The following is a 17776-nucleotide window of genomic DNA, read 5'->3' on the forward strand; positions in this document are numbered from 1 at the left end:
GTCCTGGGCCGTGCACGCGCGCGTGGGCCCCGGCTCCTGTGCGAGGAACCGGGGCCCTGGGACGTACAGGTTGTCTCAGCGCACGAACACTCCGGCCTGGCTGGCCAGGTTCAGGAAGTACTGCGGTGCGACACCGAGAACCAGGGTGACGGCGACGCCGAGGCCGATCGCCGCCATGGTGAGCGGTGAGGGCACGGCGACCGTGGGTCCTTCGGGCCTCGGCTCGCTGAAGAACATCAGGACGATCACGCGGATGTAGAAGAACGCGGCGATCGCGGACGAGATCACACCGATCACGACGAGCGGGACCGCGCCGCCTTCGGCGGCCGCCTTGAACACGGCGAACTTTCCGGCGAAGCCGGAGGTCAGCGGGATTCCCGCGAAGGCCAGCAGGAAGACGGCGAAGACGGCTGCCACGAGTGGTGAGCGGCGGCCGAGGCCTGCCCACTTGGACAGGTGGGTGGCCTCGCCGCCCGCGTCGCGCACCAGGGTGACCACGGCGAAGGCTCCGATGGTCACGAAGGAGTAGGCGGCCAGGTAGAAGAGAACGGACGACACGCCGTCCTTCGAGGTCGCGATGACACCGGCGAGGATGAATCCGGCGTGCGCGATCGACGAGTAGGCGAGGAGGCGCTTGATGTCGGTCTGGGTGATCGCGACGATCGCGCCGCCCAGCATGGTGATGATCGCGACGCCCCACATGACCGGCCGCCAGTCCCAGCGCATGCCGGGCAGGACGACGTACAGGAGGCGCAGCAGGGCGCCGAAGGCGGCGACCTTGGTGGCGGCGGCCATGAAGCCGGTGACCGGGGTGGGTGCGCCCTGGTAGACGTCGGGCGTCCACATGTGGAAGGGGACGGCGCCGACCTTGAAGAGCAGGCCCATGACGACCATGGCGGTGCCGATGAGGAGCAGTGCGTCGTTGCCCATGGTGTTCGCGAGGGCGGGGTCGACGCTGGTGACGGTGCCGTCGACGACCTGGGCGATGGTGGCGTAGGACACCGAGCCTGCGTAGCCGTAGAGCATGGCGATGCCGAACAGGGTGAACGCGGAGGCGAAGGCGCCGAGCAGGAAGTACTTGACGGCGGCTTCCTGTGACATGAGGCGCTTGCGGCGGGCCAGGGCGCACAGCAGGTAGAGCGGGAGGGAGAAGACCTCCAGGGCCACGAAGAGCGTCAGCAGGTCGTTGGCGGAGGGGAACACCAGCATGCCTGCGATGGCGAAGAGCAGGAGCGGGAAGACCTCGGTGGTGGTGAAGCCTGCCTTGACGGCGGCCTTCTCGGTGTCGCTGCCGGGGACCGCGGCGGCCTGGGCGGCGAAGGAGTCGACGCGGTTGCCGTGGGCCTCGGGGTCGAGGCGGCGTTCGGCGAAGGTGAACAGGCCGACGAGGCCGGCCAGCAGGATCGTGCCCTGGAGGAACAGGGACGGTCCGTCGACGGCGATGGCGCCCATGGCGGCGATGTGCGCCTTGGTGGTGCCGTAGCCGTCGGCGGCCAGGGCGACGACTGCCGCGAAGGCGGCGCACAGGGCGACGGCGGAGACGAACACCTGGGCGTAGTAGCGGGACTTGCGCGGGACGAACGCCTCGACCAGCACTCCGACGATCGCCGCGCCGACGATGATCAGAGTGGGTGAGAGCTGCCCGTATTCGATCTTCGGTGCCGGGATCTTCGAGATCGGCTCGGCTGCGGTTGTCCACAGGCTGTGGACGGCTGCTGCGCTCACTTGGCCGCCTCCACTGCGGGCTTCGGGTCGGTCTTGTGTACGTCCGACATGGTCTGCTTGACCGCCGGGTTGACGATGTCCGTGACGGGCTTCGGGTAGACGCCCAGGAAGATCAGCAGAACGATCAGCGGGGTGACCACGAGGAGTTCGCGGGCCTTCAGGTCGGGCATCGCGGAGACGGCCGGTTTCACCGGGCCCGTCATCGTCCGTTGGTAGAGGACGAGGGTGTAGAGCGCGGCGAGCACGATGCCGAAGGTGGCGATGATCCCGATGGCCGGGTAGCGCGTGAACGTGCCGACCAGGACGAGGAATTCGCTGACGAAGGGTGCGAGGCCGGGCAGGGACAGGGTGGCCAGGCCGCCGATCAGGAAGGTGCCGGCGAGGACCGGGGCGACCTTCTGCACGCCGCCGTAGTCGGCGATGAGCCGGGAGCCGCGGCGGGAGATCAGGAAGCCGGCGACCAGCATCAGGGCGGCGGTGGAAATGCCGTGGTTGACCATGTAGAGGGTGGCGCCGGACTGGCCCTGGCTGGTCATCGCGAAGATGCCCAGGATGATGAACCCGAAGTGGGAGATGGACGCGTAGGCGACCAGCCGCTTGATGTCGCGCTGTCCGACGGCGAGCAGCGCGCCGTAGATGATGCTGATCAGGGCGAGGACGAGGATGGTGGGTGTCGCCCATTTCGAGGCCTCCGGGAAGAGCTGGAGGCAGAAGCGGAGCATCGCGAACGTGCCCACCTTGTCGACGACCGCGGTGATGAGGACGGCGACCGGGGCGGTGGACTCCTGCATGGCGTTGGGCAGCCAGGTGTGCAGGGGCCACAGCGGCGCCTTCACGGCGAAGGCGAAGAAGAAGCCGAGGAACAGCCAGCGTTCGGTGCTGGTGGCCATGTGCAGGGTGCCGTTGGCACGGGCCTGCGCGATCTCGGCGAGGGAGAAGTTCCCAGCGACCGTGTAGAGGCCGATCACCGCGGCCAGCATGATCAGGCCGCCGACCAGGTTGTAGAGAAGGAACTTGACTGCGGCGTACGACCGTTGCGTCGACGCCGCCTTCTCGCCCTGGGCGTGGGCGCGGTCTCCGAAGCCGCCGATGAGGAAGTACATCGGGATGAGCATGGCTTCGAAGAAGATGTAGAAGAGGAAGACGTCGGTGGCCTCGAAGGAGATGATCACCATCGCCTCGACGGCCAGGATCAGGGCGAAGAAGCCCTGGGTGGGCCGCCACCGCTTGCTGCCGGTCTCCAGCGGGTCGGCGTCGTTCCAGCCGGCCAGGATGATGAAGGGCATCAGCAGGGCGGTCAACGCGATCAGGACGACCGCGATGCCATCGACGCCCAGTTCGTAGCGGACGCCGAAGTCGCTGATCCAGGCGTGGGACTCGGTGAGCTGGTAGCGGGCGCCGCCGGGGTCGAAGCGGACCATGACGACGATCGCCAGGACGAGTGTGGCGAGCGAGACCAGCAGCGCGAGCCATTTGGCGGCGGTGCGCCAGGCGGCCGGTACGGCGGCCGTGGCGACCGCGCCGACGGCCGGGAGGACCGCCGTCGCTGTCAGCAGAGGAAAGGACATCGGTATCAGACCGCCCTCATCAGCAGGGTCGCGGCGACCAGGAGGGCGGCGCCGCCGAACATCGAGACCGCGTACGAGCGCGCGTAGCCGTTCTGCAGTTTGCGCAGCCGGCCGGAGAGCCCGCCGAAGCCCGCTGCCGTGCCGTTGACGACGCCGTCAACCAGGGTGTGGTCGACATATACAAGGGAGCGGGTGAGGTGTTCGCCGCCGCGGACCAGGACGACGTGGTTGAAGTCGTCCTGGAGGAGGTCGCGGCGGGCCGCGCGGGTGAGCAGGGAACCGCGCGGGGCGACGGCGGGGACGGGCCGGCGGCCGTACTGGAGGTAGGCGATGCCGACGCCGATGATCAGGCACACCATGGTGGCGCCGGTGACGACGCCCGCGCTGATCGGGGAGTCGCCCTCGCTGTGGCCGGTGATCGGCTCCAGCCAATGTAGGAAGCGGTCGCCGATGCTGAAGAAACCGCCGGCGAAGACCGAGCCGACCGCCAGGACGATCATCGGGATGGTCATGACCTTCGGGGACTCGTGCGGGTGCGGCTGGTGGCCGTGCTCGTCGGGCTGCCAGCGCTTCTCGCCGAAGAACGTCATCAGCATCACGCGCGTCATGTAGAAGGCGGTGATGGCCGCGCCGACCAGGGCGCAGGTGCCGAGGATCCAGCCCTCGGCGCCGCCCTTGGCGAACGCCGCCTCGATGATCTTGTCCTTGGAGAAGAAGCCGGACAGGCCGGGGAAGCCGATGATGGCGAGGTAGCCGAGGCCGAAGGTGATGAAGGTGACCGGCATGTACTTGCGGAGTCCGCCGTACTTGCGCATGTCGACCTCGTCGTTCATGCCGTGCATGACGGAGCCGGCGCCGAGGAAGAGCCCGGCCTTGAAGAAGCCGTGCGTCACCAGGTGCATGATCGCGAAAACGTAGCCGATCGGGCCGAGGCCGGCGGCGAGGACCATGTAGCCGATCTGCGACATGGTCGAGCCGGCGAGGGCCTTCTTGATGTCGTCCTTGGCGCAACCGACGATCGCACCGAAGAGGAGGGTGACGGCGCCGACGACGGTGACGACCAGTTGGGCGTCGGGGGCCGCGTTGAAGATCGTTCCGGAGCGGACGATGAGGTAGACGCCCGCGGTCACCATGGTCGCCGCGTGGATGAGGGCGGAGACCGGGGTGGGGCCTTCCATGGCGTCGCCGAGCCAGGACTGCAGTGGCACCTGGGCGGACTTGCCGCAGGCGGCGAGGAGCAGCATGAGACCGATCGCGGTGAGCCGGCCCTCGGAGGCGTCGGTGGCGTGGCTGAGGACCGGGCCGAAGGCGAACGTGCCGAACGTCGTGAACATCAGCATGATCGCGATCGACAGGCCCATGTCGCCGACGCGGTTGACGATGAACGCCTTCTTGGCCGCGGTCGCCGCGCTGGGCTTGTGCTGCCAGAAGCCGATCAGCAGGTAGGAGGCGAGGCCGACGCCCTCCCAGCCGACGTACAGCAGCAGGTAGTTGTCGGCGAGGACGAGCAGCAGCATCGCCGCGAGGAACAGGTTGAGGTAGCCGAAGAAGCGGCGGCGGCGCTCGTCGTGCTCCATGTACCCGACGGAGTACAGGTGGATGAGCGAGCCGACGCCGGTGATCAGCAGGACGAACGTCATCGACAGCTGGTCGAGGCGGAAGGTGACGTCCGCCTGGAAGCCCTCCACCGGCACCCAGGTGTACAGGTGCTGCATCAGGGTGCGGTGTTCGGGGTTCTTGCCGAGCAGGTCGGCGAAGAGGATGACGCCGAACACGAAGGACGTCGTCGACAGGATCGTGCCGACCCAGTGGCCCACGGCGTCCAGGCGCCGGCCGCCGACGAGGAGCACGGCCGCTCCGAGCAGGGGCGCCGCGATGAGCAGCGCAATCAGGTTCTCCACGATTCAGCGACCCCTTACAGCTTCATCAGGCTGGCGTCGTCGACCGAGGCCGAGTGGCGGGTACGGAACAGCGACACGATGATCGCGAGACCGACCACGACCTCCGCGGCGGCGACGACCATCGTGAAGAAGGCGATGATCTGGCCGTCGAGATTGCCGTGCATCCGGGAGAAGACGACGAACGCGAGGTTGCAGGCGTTCAGCATGAGCTCGATGCACATGAAGACGACGATCGCGTTCCGTCTGATCAGCACACCGGTGGCGCCGATCGTGAACAACAGGGCGGCGAGGTAGAGGTAGTAGACGGGGTTCACTTCGACGCCTCCTCGCTGCGCTTGAAGTGCGTGGGCTCGACCGGGGTCCGCTCCAGCCGTTCCTCGGAGCGCTGTTCCAGGGCCCGCAGGTCGCCGAGCACCTCGGCGGACACGTCACGGACCTGGCCGCGGTCGCGGAGCGTCTTGCTGACGGTGAGCTCGGACGGGGTGCCGTCGGGGAGCAGGCCGGCGATGTCCACGGCGTTGTGCCGGGCGTAGACGCCGGGGGCGGGCAGCGGCGGCAGGTGCTTGCCGTCGCGGACGCGCTGCTCGGACTGCTCGCGCTGGGTCTTGGCGCGTTCGGTGCGCTCCCGGTGGGTGAGCACCATGGCGCCGATCGCGGCGGTGATGAGCAGGGCGCCGGTGATTTCGAAGGCGAAGACGTACTTGGTGAAGATGAGGGCGGCGAGGCCCTCCACGTTTCCGTTGGCGTTGGCCTGGCCGGTGCCCGCGAAGTCCTTCAGGGAGGCGTTGGCGATGCCCGCGAGGAGCAGGACGCCGAAGCCGACCCCGCAGAGCAGGGCCAGCCAGCGCTGGCCCTTGATGGTCTCCTTCAGGGAATCGGCGGCGGTCACGCCGACCAGCATCACCACGAAGAGGAACAGCATCATGATCGCGCCGGTGTAGACGACGATCTGGACGATGCCGAGGAAGTAGGCACCGTTGGCGAGGTAGAACACCGCCAGGATGATCATCGTTCCGGCGAGTGACAGCGCGCTGTGCACGGCCCGCTTCATGAAGACGGTGGACAGGGCGCCGATCACGGCGACGGTGCCGAGGACCCAGAACTGGAAGGCCTCGCCGGTGGAGGTGGCGTAGGCGGCGAGCTGCGGGCTCATGCGTCCACCTCCTGGTCCTGGTCCTCGGGCTTCTCGCCCTTGGAGACGGCCACCTGGCGTACGGTCCCGGGCGCGGCCTCGGTGACCAGGCCCCGGTAGTAGTCCTGTTCGTCGGTCCCCGGGAAGATCGAGTGCGGTGTGTCGACCATGCCCTCATCGAGGCCGGCGAGCAGCTGCTCCTTGGTGTAGATGAGGTTGGCGCGGCTGCTGTCGGCCAGTTCGAACTCGTTGGTCATCGTGAGCGCGCGCGTGGGGCACGCCTCGATGCACAGGCCGCACAGGATGCAGCGGGCGTAGTTGATCTGGTAGACGCGGCCGTAGCGCTCACCCGGCGAGTAGCGCTCCTCGTCGGTGTTGTCGGCGCCTTCCACGTAGATGGCGTCGGCGGGGCACGCCCAGGCGCACAGTTCGCAGCCGACGCACTTCTCCAGGCCGTCCGGATGGCGGTTGAGCTGGTGCCGTCCGTGGAACCGCGGGGCCGTGGTCTTCGCCTGTTCCGGGTACTGCTCGGTCAGCCGCTTCTTGAACATGGCCTTGAAGGTCACGCCGAAGCCGGCGACGGGGTTCTGGAAACCGGGCTTGGTCTCCTTGGGCTCCTCAGCCATCGGACGCCTCCTTTCCATCCGTAGGTCCGTCACTGACAGTGTCCGGCCCGCCACTGACAATCAGCTCCCGCTCCCGGCGGGGGGTGCGCCGGGGCACCGGCGGCAGTTCCTGTCCGGGCAGCGGCGGTACGGGGAAGCCGCCCGCCATCGGGTCGAACGCGGCCGGTTCGGCGTTCGGCTGCGCGGCCTCCTGGCCCTTGTCGCGGAACATGTCGACGACGAAGGACAGGACCAGCAGTGCGAGGACTCCACCGCCGACGTAGAGGGCGATGTCGGCGAAGTCGTAGTTCTGGTTGCGCAGGGTCCGCACGGTCGCGACGAGCATCAGCCAGACGACGGAGACCGGGATGAGGACCTTCCAGCCGAGCTTCATCAACTGGTCGTAGCGCACGCGCGGGAGCGTGCCGCGCACCCAGACGAAGCCGAACAGCAGCAGGACGACCTTGGCGACGAACCAGAGCATCGGCCACCAGCCGTGGTTGGCCCCCGCCCAGACGGTGCTGATCGGCCAGGGGGCCCGCCAGCCGCCGAGGAACAGGGTGGTCGACACGGCCGAGACGGTCACCATGTTGACGTACTCGGCGAGCATGAACATCGCGAACTTGATCGACGAGTACTCGGTGTTGAAGCCGCCGACCAGGTCGCCCTCGGACTCGGGCATGTCGAAGGGTGCGCGGTTGGTCTCGCCGATCATGGTGACGACGTAGAGGACGAACGAGACCGGCAGCAGCAGGATGTACCAGCGGCCCTGCTGCTGGTCGACGATCGTGGACGTCGACATCGACCCGGAGTACAGGAACACGGAGGCGAACGCGGCGCCCATGGCGATCTCGTAGGAGATCATCTGGGCGCAGGAGCGCAGGCCGCCGAGGAGCGGGTAGGTGGAGCCGGAGCTCCATCCGGCGAGGACGATGCCGTAGATGCCGACGGAGGCGACCGCGAGGATGTAGAGCATCGCGATCGGCAGGTCGGTGAGCTGCATCGTGGTGCGGTGGCCGAAGATGGAGATCTCGTTGTCGGCCGGGCCGAACGGGATGACCGCGATGGCCATGAACGCCGGGATCGCCGCGACGATCGGCGCAAGGACGTAGACGACCTTGTCGGCGCGTTTGACGACGACGTCTTCCTTGAGCATCAGTTTGATGCCGTCGGCGAGCGACTGGAGCATGCCCCAGGGACCGTGCCGGTTGGGGCCGATGCGCAGCTGCATCCAGGCGACGACCTTGCGCTCCATGACGATGGAGATCAGCACGGTCACCATCAGGAAGGCGAAGCAGAAGACCGCCTTGAGGACGACCAGCCACCAGGGGTCGCGGCCGAACATGGAGAGGTCTTCAGCGGCGAGGTACGGGCTCATGCCTCCACCTCCTTGGGTGCCTCACCGGCGGTACCCGCCGGGCCGATGCGGACGAGGGAGCCGGGCAGCGCCCCGGTGTCGGAGGCGACGCCGCCGCCGGCCGAGTTCAGCGGGAGCCAGACCACGCGGTCGGGCATCTCGGTGATCCTGAGCGGGAGTTCGACGGTGCCGGCGCCCGCGGTGACGGCGATGAGGCCGCCGTCCTCGACGCCCGCCTCGGCGGCGGTCGCCGCGGACACGCGCGCGTGGGCGGCGTGCCGGGTGCCTGCCAGTGCGTCGTCGCCGTCCTGGAGGACGCCCTGGTCGAGGAGGAGCCGGTGCCCGGCGAGCACGGCCTCCCCGGCGGCGGGCCTGGGCAGCGAGGCCGCCGTCTCCAGGGGTGCGCAGGCCTTGGGTCCGTCCCAGGCGGCGAGCCGGTCCAGTTCCGCCCGCGCGGTGCGCAGGTCGGGCAGGCCGAGGTGGACGTCCATGGCGTCGGCGAGCATCTGCAGCACGCGCGCGTCGGTGGGCGGCAGCCGCCGGGTCATCTGCTCGGGCTTGAGGGCGGCCTCGAAGAGACGCGCCCGGCCTTCCCAGTTGAGGAAGGTGCCGGCCTTCTCGGCGACCGCGGCGACCGGCAGGACGACGTCGGCGTGCTCGGTGACCTCGCTGGGCCGCAGCTCCAGCGAGACCAGGAAGCCGACGGCTTCGAGTGCCGCACGCGCGCGTGCCGGGTCGGGCAGGTCGGCGACCTCTACGCCGGCGACCAGCAGGGCGGACAGTTCGCCGCGGGCGGCGGCCTCGACGATCTGGCCGGTGTCGCGGCCGTAGCGGAGCGGGAGTTCGGAGACGCCCCAGGCGGCGGCGACCTCCTCACGCGCGCGTGGGTCGGTGGCCGGGCGGCCGCCCGGCAGCAGCGACGGCAGCGCACCCGCCTCGAGCGCGCCGCGTTCACCGGCCCGGCGGGGGATCCACACCAGCTGGGCGCCGGTGGCGGTGGCGGCCCGTACGGCGGCGGTGAGGCCGCCGGCGACCGACGCCAGCCGTTCCCCTACGACGATCACCGCGCCCTCGGAGCGCAGCGACTCGGCGGCCCGGGTGCCGGACTCCTCCAGGCCGACTCCGCTCGCGAGTGCGTCCAGCCACTCGGTCTCGGTGCCTGGTGCGGCCGGCAGCAGCGTGCCCCCCGCCTTCTCCAGCCCGCGTGTGGCGTACGTGGCGAGGGAGAACACCTGCTGCTTGTGCTTGCGCCAGGCCTTGCGCAGCCGCAGGAAGACGCCGGGCGCCTCCTCTTCCGACTCGAACCCGACGAGGAGGACGGCGGGTGCCTTCTCCAGGGAGGTGTAGGTGACGCCCGTACCGTCCAGGTCGCGGCCGCGGCCCGCCACCCGTGCGGCCAGGAAGTCGGCCTCCTCGCTGGTGTGCACGCGCGCGCGGAAGTCGATGTCGTTGGTGTCGAGGGCCACGCGCGCGAACTTGCTGTACGCGTAGGCGTCCTCGACGGTGAGCCGGCCACCGGTGAGGACGCCGGCCCGGGAGCGGGCGGCGGCCAGGCCCCGGGCGGCGGCTTCGAGGGCCTCCGGCCAGGAGGCGGCTTCGAGGACCCCCTGGGCATTGCGGACCAGCGGGGTCTCCAGGCGGTCCTTCTGCTGCGTGTACCGGAACGCGAAGCGTCCCTTGTCGCAGATCCACTCCTCGTTGACCTCGGGGTCGTCGGCGGCGAGCCGCCGCATGACCTTGCCGCGCCGGTGGTCGGTGCGGGTGGCACAGCCGCCCGAGCAGTGCTCGCACACGGACGGCGAGGAGATCAGGTCGAAGGGCCGGGAGCGGAAGCGGTACGCCGCCGAGGTGAGAGCGCCGACCGGGCAGATCTGGATGGTGTTCCCGGAGAAGTACGACTCGAACGGGTCGCCCTCGCCGGTGCCGACCTGCTGCAGCGCGCCGCGCTCCAGGAGTTCGATCATCGGGTCGCCGGCGACCTGGTTGGAGAACCGGGTGCAGCGGGCGCACAGCACGCACCGTTCGCGGTCCAGGAGCACCTGGGTGGAGATCGGGACGGGCTTCTCGTAGGTGCGCTTGCGGCCCTCGAAGCGGGACTCGGCGTTGCCGTGCGACATGGCCTGGTTCTGCAACGGGCACTCGCCGCCCTTGTCGCAGACCGGGCAGTCCAGCGGGTGGTTGATGAGCAGCAGCTCCATCACGCCGTGCTGGGCCTTCTCGGCGACGGGCGAGGTGAGGTGAGTCTTAACCACCATCCCGTCCGTACAGGTGATCGTGCAGGAGGCCATGGGCTTGCGCTGGCCCTCGACCTCGACGATGCACTGGCGGCAGGCGCCGGCCGGGTCCAGCAGGGGGTGGTCGCAGAAGCGCGGGATCTCGATGCCGAGCTGTTCGGCGGCACGGATGACCAGGGTGCCCTTGGGCACGCTGATCTCGATGCCGTCGATCGTCAGCGTGACGAGGTCCTCCGGCGGGACCGCCGCCGTTCCCCCTGAGGAGGGGGAACTCGTGGTCACGGTCATGCGTTCACCTCCGGGCGGTCCGCCCAGGCCGTCGACTTGGCCGGGTCGAAGGGGCAGCCCCGGCCCGTGATGTGCTGTTCGTACTCCTCGCGGAAGTACTTGAGCGAGGAGAAGATCGGGGACGCCGCGCCGTCGCCGAGGGCGCAGAAGGACTTGCCGTTGATGTTGTCGGCGATGTCGTTCAGCTTGTCGAGGTCGGACATCACGCCCTTGCCGGCCTCGATGTCGCGGAGCAACTGCACGAGCCAGTAGGTGCCTTCGCGGCAGGGGGTGCACTTGCCGCAGGACTCGTGGGCGTAGAACTCGGTCCAGCGGGTGACGGCGCGCACCACGCAGGTGGTCTCGTCGAAGCACTGGAGTGCCTTGGTGCCGAGCATGGAGCCCGCGGCGCCCACCCCTTCGTAGTCGAGGGGGACGTCGAGGTGCTCGTCGGTGAACATGGGCGTCGAGGAGCCGCCCGGGGTCCAGAACTTCAGGCGGTGGCCCGGCCGCATCCCGCCGCTCATGTCTAGGAGCTGGCGCAGGGTGATGCCGAGCGGTGCCTCGTACTGGCCGGGGCTCGCGACGTGGCCGCTGAGGGAGTAGAGCGTGAAGCCGGGCGACTTCTCGCTCCCCATCGACCTGAACCATTCCTTGCCCTTGTGGAGGATGGCGGGAACCGAGGCGATGGACTCGACGTTGTTCACAACAGTCGGGCAGGCATAGAGCCCTTCGACGGCAGGGAAGGGGGGACGCAGTCGCGGTTGACCGCGGCGGCCTTCGAGCGAGTCGAGCAGTGCGGTCTCCTCACCGCAGATGTACGCGCCGGCGCCGGCGTGCACGGTGAGCTGCAGGTCGAGTCCGCTGCCGAGGATGTTCTCGCCGAGGTAGCCGGCCGCGTAGGCCTCGCGCACGGCCTCGTGCAACCGCCGCAGGACGGGGACGACTTCACCACGCAGGTAGATGAAGGCATGCGACGACCGGATGGCGTAGCACGCGATCACGATGCCCTCGATGAGGCTGTGCGGGTTGGCGAACAGGAGCGGGATGTCCTTGCAGGTCCCGGGCTCCGATTCGTCGGCGTTGACAACTAGATAGTGCGGTTTGCCGTCTCCCTGCGGAATGAACTGCCACTTCATCCCGGTGGGGAATCCCGCGCCGCCGCGGCCGCGCAGTCCGGACTCCTTGACGTAGGCGATCAGGTCGTCCGGTGACATGGCGAGCGCCTTGCGGAGCCCCTCGTATCCCTCGTGCCTCCGGTAGACGTCGAGCGTCCAGGACCGGTCCTCGTCCCAGAAGGCCGACAGCACGGGTGCGAGCAGCTTCTCGGGGCTGGTGTCCTTGAGGTCGGGTACCACCGTCATCACTCCCCCTCCTCGGCGGCAGTCCCTGCCGGGTGCGACGGGTCGGAGGCCGAGGTCTCCTGCGGTGCGTCATGGGAACTGAGGTGCTCGGCCGGCGACGGCTCGTGCGCCGACCGGTCCTGCCGGTCCGGCGCTCCCTCCTGCGGACCTCCGCGCGGATGGACCACGCGCGCGGGTGCGGCCTCACCCCTTGCCAGGCGGAGGCCCACCAGCGACGCGGGTCCCGCACTCCCGCCCTCCTCCACGGCTCCGGGCCGCTCGTCGGGGAAGCCGGCCAGGATCCGCGCGGTCTCCTTGAAGGTGCACAGCCGGGCGCCGCGGGTGGGCTCAACGTCCCGGCCCGCGCGCAGGTCGTCGACGAGGCGTTTGGCGCTGGCCGGGGTCTGGTTGTCGAAGAACTCCCAGTTGACCATCACGACGGGCGCGAAGTCGCAGGCCGCGTTGCACTCGATGTGCTCCAGGGTGACCTTGCCGTCGCCGGTGGTCTCGCCGTTGCCGACGCCCAGGTGCTCCTGGAGGGTCTCGAAGATCGCGTCGCCGCCCATGACCGCGCACAGCGTGTTGGTGCAGACGCCCACCTGGTAGTCGCCGGAGGGCTTGCGCCGGTACATGGTGTAGAAGGTGGCGACGGCGGTGACCTCGGCCGTGGTCAGCTCCAGGACGTCCGCGCAGAACTGCATCCCGGTGCGCGTGACGTGCCCTTCCTCCGCCTGCACGAGGTGCAGCAACGGCAGCAGGGCGGACCGGGAGTCGGGGTAGCGGGCGACGATGTCGCGCGCGTCCGCCTCCAGGCGGGCCCGGACGTCGTCCGGGTAGGCGGGCGCGGGCAGCTCGGGCATGCCCAGGCTGATTCCGCGCTCCGAGGAAGAAGTGGTCACCGGTCGACGCCTCCCATCACGGGGTCGATGGACGCGACGGCGACGATGACGTCGGCGACCTGGCCGCCCTCGCACATCGCCGCCATGGCCTGCAGGTTGGTGAAGGACGGGTCGCGGAAGTGGACCCGGTAGGGACGGGTGCCGCCGTCGGACACGGCGTGCACGCCGAGCTCGCCCTTGGGTGACTCGACGGCCGTGTAGGCCTGGCCGGGCGGGACCCGGAAGCCCTCGGTGACGAGCTTGAAGTGGTGGATCAGGGCCTCCATGGAGGTGCCCATGATCTTCTTGATGTGGTCGAGGGAGTTGCCGAGTCCGTCCGGCCCGAGGGCGAGCTGGGCGGGCCAGGCGATCTTCTTGTCGGCGACCATGACCGGCCCGGGCTGGAGCCGGTCCAGGCACTGCTCGACGATCCCGAGCGACTGGCGCATCTCCTCCAGGCGGACCAGGAAGCGGCCGTAGGCGTCGCAGGTGTCGGCGGTCGGGATCTCGAAGTCGTACGTCTCGTAGCCGCAGTAGGGCTGTGCCTTGCGCAGGTCGTGCGGCAGGCCCGCGGCACGCAGGATCGGTCCGGTGGCGCCGAGGGCCATGCAGCCGGCCAGGTCGAGGTAGCCGATGTCCTGCATGCGGGCCTTGAAGATGGGGTTCCCGGTGGCGAGCTTGTCGTACTCCGGGAGGTTCTTGCGCATCTTCTTCACGAACTCGCGGATCTGGTCGACGGCGCCGGGCGGCAGGTCCTGGGCGAGGCCGCCGGGGCGGATGTACGCGTGGTTCATCCGCAGGCCGGTGATGAGTTCGTAGAGATCGAGAATCATTTCACGATCACGGAAGCCGTAGATCATGATCGTGGTGGCGCCGAGTTCCATGCCGCCGGTGGCGATGCACACCAGGTGGGAGGAGAGCCGGTTGAGCTCCATCAGGAGCACCCTGATGATGCTGGCGCGCTCGCTGATCTGGTCCTCGATGCCGAGGAGCTTCTCGACGGCGAGACAGTAGCCGGTCTCGTTGAAGAAGGACGTCAGGTAGTCCATGCGCGTCACGAACGTGGTGCCCTGCGTCCACGTCCGGAACTCGAGGTTCTTCTCGATGCCGGTGTGCAGGTAGCCGATGCCGCAGCGGGCCTCGGTGACCGTCTCGCCGTCGATCTCCAGGATGAGGCGGAGCACTCCATGGGTGGACGGGTGCTGGGGACCCATGTTGACGACGATGCGCTCGTCGTCGGCGCGGGCCGCGGACTGGACGATCTCGTCCCAGTCGCCGCCGGTGACCGTGTAGACGGTGCCCTCGGTGGTTTCGCGGGCGGCTGCTGACTGTGTGCTCACGAGTACGACCTCCGCTGGTCCGGAGCCGGGATCTGGGCGCCCTTGTACTCGACGGGGATGCCGCCGAGGGGGTAGTCCTTGCGCTGCGGATGGCCCTGCCAGTCGTCCGGCATCATGATCCGCGTCAGGGCCGGGTGACCGTCGAAGACGATCCCGAAGAAGTCGTAGGTCTCGCGTTCGTGCCAGTCGTTGGTCGGATAGACGGAGACCAGGGACGGGATGTGCGGGTCGGCGTCCGGGGCGCTGACCTCCAGGCGGATCAGCCGGTTGTGGGTGATCGAGCGCAGGTGGTAGACGGCGTGCAGCTCGCGGCCCTTGTCGTGCAGGTAGTGGACGCCGCTGACGCCGGTGCACAGTTCGAAGCGCAGGGCGGGGTCGTCGCGCAGGGTGCGGGCGACGCGCGGCAGGTGCTCGCGTTCGATGTGGAAGGTGAGTTCGCCGCGGTCGACGACCGTCTTCTCGATGGCGTTGTCCGGGAGCAGTCCCTGCTCCTCCAGCGCGCCCTCCAGTTCGTCGGCGACCTCGTCGAACCAGCCGCCGTAGGGGCGGGTGGCCGGTCCCGGGAGGCGCACCGAGCGGACCAGGCCGCCGTAGCCGGAGGTGTCGCCGCCGTTGTTGGCGCCGAACATGCCGCGCTGGACGCGGATCTCCTCTCCGCCCTGGCCGCGCTGACCCGGGAGGTTGTCGGCGGCCAGGTCCTTCTCGGGGTTGACCCCGTTGTGGCCGTTCGCGTCGCTCACCGCAGCAGCCCCTTCATCTCGATCGTGGGCAGGGCCTTGAGCGCCGCCTCCTCCGCCTCCCGGGCCGCTTCCTTCGCGTTGACGCCGAGCTTGGAGGTCTGGATCTTCTGGTGGAGCTTGAGGATCGCGTCCATCAGCATCTCGGGGCGCGGCGGGCAGCCCGGCAGGTAGATGTCGACGGGGACGATGTGGTCGACGCCCTGGACGATCGCGTAGTTGTTGAACATGCCGCCCGAGGACGCGCAGACGCCCATGGAGATCACCCACTTGGGATTGGGCATCTGGTCGTAGACCTGCCTGAGCACCGGCGCCATCTTCTGGCTGACCCGGCCGGCGACGATCATGAGGTCGGCCTGGCGGGGTGAGCCGCGGAAGACCTCCATGCCGAAGCGGGCCAGGTCGTAGCGGCCGGCGCCGGTGGTCATCATCTCGATGGCGCAGCAGGCGAGGCCGAAGGTGGCGGGGAAGACGGACGCCTTGCGCACCCAGCCCGCGGCCTGCTCGACGGTGGTCAGCAGGAAGCCGCTCGGCAGCTTTTCTTCGAGTCCCATGTCCAAAGACCCCTCAGTCCCATTCCAGGCCGCCGCGTCGCCAGACGTATGCGTAGGCGACGAAGACGGTGAGCACGAAGAGCAGCATCTCCACGAGCCCGAAAACACCCAGGGCGTCGAAGGTGACGGCCCACGGGTAGAGGAAGACGATCTCGATGTCGAAGACGATGAAGAGCATCGCCGTCAGGTAGTACTTGATCGGGAAACGCCCGCCCCCGGCCGGCGTGGGGGTCGGCTCGATACCGCACTCGTAGGCTTCGAGCTTGGCGCGGTTGTACCGCTTCGGACCGATCAGCGTGGCCATGACCACGGAGAAGATCGCAAAGCCTGCCCCGAGGGCTCCCAGTACGAGGATGGGCGCATAGGCGTTCACCGCTCCTCGCTCCTCTCAGTCGGCACTGACTGGTGGCGGTTCGGATCGGGCTCCCCACCTGCCTCGTCCGTCCCGCGAACCCCGCGCGTCCCGGGCGAAGATCGCGAACATGTGAAGCAGGTCACAAGCCCAACTGCCTCGCATCTTATGCCCGCCGCTCTGTGATCTGCGACACGGGGTATTCCACAAGCTTTGTGATCTCCACCACCTGACGATCGATCATGAAGTCGGATGAGTGGTGATCTTCGTACGCGAAGCGTTCAGCTGATCACCAGAAGTGACAATTTCGATCGTTGATGCAGACCAGGCGGGGTGCCGGGTGGGCGTCTCCATATCAAGAGGGTTCCCCTGCATGCAAATTCGCCATGGACGGGACCCCTTGATAGTGAGCCGCATTCACACATCGGGGGGAGGTTCGGTGGCCGATGTGGACGCGTGCACGCGTTCACGAACCCGGACGCGCGAGACGCGCCCCCACCGGTAACCGTTCCGTGACCTCCGCCACATCCGTGAGGGGCGTGTGAGAACGGGGCTTGGCCAACCATCCCGACCGATGGTAGGCGGAGGGCAATCCGGACGTAACAGCGAAAGAACGTGATCACGGGCTTGATCACAGGAGTCCGCAATGTCCGTTAAGGCGTCAATAAAGAAAGACGCGCGAAGGATTTGGCGTCTCGATTGAGCAACTGTGGCGCAGCACACGTTTCTTGTAGATATGAAGGAGCCCCTGATACCGGTTGTTCCCATGTCCCACACCGCTCACATACGCAGCCACCGGAAATCCCGCCGCAGCGCGACGACAAGCATCGCCGTGCGCGCCGGAGTTGCCAGTGGCGTCCTCGGCATGGCAGCGGCGGGCGCGGCCTCGGCGAGTGCCGCCGAACCCGTGACGCAGACGCTCGAACTGCCCACCCTGACGGCCGATCTGGCCACCCAGGTGGCCCAGTCCGCCGACGCCACGCAGCAGGCCGCGGCGAACTACACCCTCCAGGCCGAGCGCGACGCGGCCGCCGCAAATGCCGCGAAGCAGGCCAAGGCGGACCTCGCCGAGGCGAAGCAGAAGGCCGAGGCCAAGAAGAAGAAGGCCGAGGAGGCCCGCAAGGCCGCCGCTGAGCGCGCCGCCTCGCGCAGCGCCGAGCGGACCACGCTCAGTGTCTCCACGGGCTCCAGCGCCTCCACGAGCACGTCCACGGCGACCGGTTCGGCGGCCGCGGTGGTCGCCTTCGTGAAGGCACAGATCGGCGACGCGTACGTCTCCGGCGGCACGGGCCCCAACTCGTGGGACTGCTCTGGCCTCGTCCAGGCCGCCTTCAAGTCGGTCGGCGTCAGCCTGCCGCGCGTCTCCCAGGACCAGTCGACGCAGGGCACCCAGGTCTCGCTGAGCAACCTCCAGCCCGGCGACATCCTCTATTGGGGCAGCGCCGGCAGCGCGTACCACGTGGCGGTGTACGTGGGCGACGGCATGTTCGTGGGCGCGCAGAACCCCTCCAGCGGCGTCGGTGAGCACCCGCTGTCGTACGACCCGCCGACCGGCGCGGTGCGGGTGCTCTGACAACCCGGGCAACCGAGACAACTCAGGCATCGCACAAGCACGGTAGGGCCGCAGCCGCTCGGGGGCAGCGGCCCTTCCGGCGCGCCCGCCCGGCGACGGACCACCCCCTCCGCGGGCCACCTCCTCTGCAGGTCACCCCCTCCGCAGGTCACCTCCTGCACGGATCGCCCCCTCCGCGCCGGCCGTCCTTCTCCCGGTTTTCCACAGGCG

15 protein-coding genes are annotated in these 17776 nt (G+C 68.8%); 1 reads left to right on the forward strand and 14 read right to left on the reverse strand.

The features are described 5' to 3' along the window. Window positions 1–75: 75 nt before the first annotated feature. The 14 genes from nuoN to BLW82_RS17925 are packed head-to-tail and all read right to left on the reverse strand — an operon-like array spanning window position 76 to window position 16014. Window positions 76–1725, reverse strand: coding sequence for an NADH-quinone oxidoreductase subunit NuoN (gene nuoN, locus BLW82_RS17860; protein ID WP_093499742.1), 1650 nt, complete (start codon window positions 1723–1725; stop codon window positions 76–78). Next, window positions 1722–3293: an NADH-quinone oxidoreductase subunit M gene (locus BLW82_RS17865; protein ID WP_093499743.1), complete on the reverse strand. Its 1572-nt coding sequence runs from the start codon at window positions 3291–3293 to the stop codon at window positions 1722–1724. Before BLW82_RS17865 ends, nuoN begins: the two co-directional genes overlap by 4 nt. Before the next feature lie 5 nt (window positions 3294–3298). Beyond that, window positions 3299–5194 (reverse strand): NADH-quinone oxidoreductase subunit L, encoded by a 1896-nt coding sequence (gene nuoL, locus BLW82_RS17870; protein WP_093499744.1) that lies wholly within the window; start codon window positions 5192–5194, stop codon window positions 3299–3301. 14 nt (window positions 5195–5208) lie between these two features. After that, complete coding sequence (nuoK, locus tag BLW82_RS17875; RefSeq protein ID WP_046726439.1) at window positions 5209–5508, reverse strand: NADH-quinone oxidoreductase subunit NuoK; 300 nt, start codon at window positions 5506–5508, stop codon at window positions 5209–5211. After that, the gene (locus tag BLW82_RS17880) at window positions 5505–6347 is read right to left on the reverse strand and encodes an NADH-quinone oxidoreductase subunit J (protein WP_093499745.1); all 843 of its coding nucleotides are present in this window, start codon (window positions 6345–6347) and stop codon (window positions 5505–5507) included. The genes nuoK and BLW82_RS17880 overlap by 4 nt, the downstream gene beginning before the upstream one ends. Then, window positions 6344–6952 carry an NADH-quinone oxidoreductase subunit NuoI gene (gene nuoI, locus BLW82_RS17885; protein ID WP_093499746.1) on the reverse strand — a complete coding sequence of 203 codons (609 nt, stop codon included), beginning with the start codon at window positions 6950–6952 and terminating at the stop codon, window positions 6344–6346. Before nuoI ends, BLW82_RS17880 begins: the two co-directional genes overlap by 4 nt. Further along, window positions 6945–8309: an NADH-quinone oxidoreductase subunit NuoH gene (gene nuoH, locus BLW82_RS17890; RefSeq protein WP_093499747.1), complete on the reverse strand. Its 1365-nt coding sequence runs from the start codon at window positions 8307–8309 to the stop codon at window positions 6945–6947. Before nuoH ends, nuoI begins: the two co-directional genes overlap by 8 nt. Continuing rightward, complete coding sequence (locus tag BLW82_RS17895) at window positions 8306–10810, reverse strand: NADH-quinone oxidoreductase subunit G (protein ID WP_093499748.1); 2505 nt, start codon at window positions 10808–10810, stop codon at window positions 8306–8308. The genes nuoH and BLW82_RS17895 overlap by 4 nt, the downstream gene beginning before the upstream one ends. Then, the gene (gene nuoF, locus BLW82_RS17900; protein WP_093499749.1) at window positions 10807–12153 is read right to left on the reverse strand and encodes an NADH-quinone oxidoreductase subunit NuoF; all 1347 of its coding nucleotides are present in this window, start codon (window positions 12151–12153) and stop codon (window positions 10807–10809) included. Before nuoF ends, BLW82_RS17895 begins: the two co-directional genes overlap by 4 nt. Further along, window positions 12153–13031 (reverse strand): NADH-quinone oxidoreductase subunit NuoE, encoded by an 879-nt coding sequence (gene nuoE, locus BLW82_RS17905; RefSeq protein ID WP_093499750.1) that lies wholly within the window; start codon window positions 13029–13031, stop codon window positions 12153–12155. Before nuoE ends, nuoF begins: the two co-directional genes overlap by 1 nt. Beyond that, window positions 13028–14350, reverse strand: coding sequence for an NADH-quinone oxidoreductase subunit D (locus BLW82_RS17910; protein ID WP_093499751.1), 1323 nt, complete (start codon window positions 14348–14350; stop codon window positions 13028–13030). The genes nuoE and BLW82_RS17910 overlap by 4 nt, the downstream gene beginning before the upstream one ends. Continuing rightward, on the reverse strand, window positions 14347–15090 hold the full coding sequence (locus BLW82_RS17915; RefSeq protein ID WP_093499752.1) for an NADH-quinone oxidoreductase subunit C: 744 nt from the start codon (window positions 15088–15090) through the stop codon (window positions 14347–14349). Before BLW82_RS17915 ends, BLW82_RS17910 begins: the two co-directional genes overlap by 4 nt. Beyond that, window positions 15087–15641 carry a NuoB/complex I 20 kDa subunit family protein gene (locus tag BLW82_RS17920; RefSeq protein WP_053654534.1) on the reverse strand — a complete coding sequence of 185 codons (555 nt, stop codon included), beginning with the start codon at window positions 15639–15641 and terminating at the stop codon, window positions 15087–15089. The genes BLW82_RS17915 and BLW82_RS17920 overlap by 4 nt, the downstream gene beginning before the upstream one ends. 13 nt (window positions 15642–15654) lie before the next feature. Beyond that, window positions 15655–16014 (reverse strand): NADH-quinone oxidoreductase subunit A, encoded by a 360-nt coding sequence (locus BLW82_RS17925; protein WP_007383963.1) that lies wholly within the window; start codon window positions 16012–16014, stop codon window positions 15655–15657. A gap of 745 nt (window positions 16015–16759) precedes the next feature. On the opposite strand from BLW82_RS17925, the gene BLW82_RS17930 reads away from it, so the two are divergent. Further along, entirely contained in the window at window positions 16760–17566 is an 807-nt protein-coding gene (locus BLW82_RS17930; protein ID WP_093499753.1) for a C40 family peptidase, read from the forward strand. The last annotated feature ends 210 nt before the right edge of the window (window positions 17567–17776 follow it).

The sequence above is a fragment of the Streptomyces sp. Ag109_O5-10 genome (assembly GCF_900105755.1).
Lineage (GTDB): Bacteria > Actinomycetota > Actinomycetes > Streptomycetales > Streptomycetaceae > Streptomyces.

Excerpts from the sequence above, each read along its gene's own strand:
- BLW82_RS17920 (WP_053654534.1), bottom strand. The coding sequence starts at position 15,641 with ATGGGACTCGAAGAAAAGCTGCCGAGCGGCTTCCTGCTGACCACCGTC.
- BLW82_RS17880 (WP_093499745.1), bottom strand. The coding sequence starts at position 6,347 with ATGAGCCCGCAGCTCGCCGCCTACGCCACCTCCACCGGCGAGGCCTTC.
- BLW82_RS17895 (WP_093499748.1), bottom strand. The coding sequence starts at position 10,810 with ATGACCGTGACCACGAGTTCCCCCTCCTCAGGGGGAACGGCGGCGGTC.
- BLW82_RS17930 (WP_093499753.1), top strand. The coding sequence starts at position 16,760 with ATGTCCCACACCGCTCACATACGCAGCCACCGGAAATCCCGCCGCAGC.
- nuoH (WP_093499747.1), bottom strand. The coding sequence starts at position 8,309 with ATGAGCCCGTACCTCGCCGCTGAAGACCTCTCCATGTTCGGCCGCGAC.
- BLW82_RS17865 (WP_093499743.1), bottom strand. The coding sequence starts at position 3,293 with ATGTCCTTTCCTCTGCTGACAGCGACGGCGGTCCTCCCGGCCGTCGGC.
- nuoF (WP_093499749.1), bottom strand. The coding sequence starts at position 12,153 with ATGACGGTGGTACCCGACCTCAAGGACACCAGCCCCGAGAAGCTGCTC.
- nuoI (WP_093499746.1), bottom strand. The coding sequence starts at position 6,952 with ATGGCTGAGGAGCCCAAGGAGACCAAGCCCGGTTTCCAGAACCCCGTC.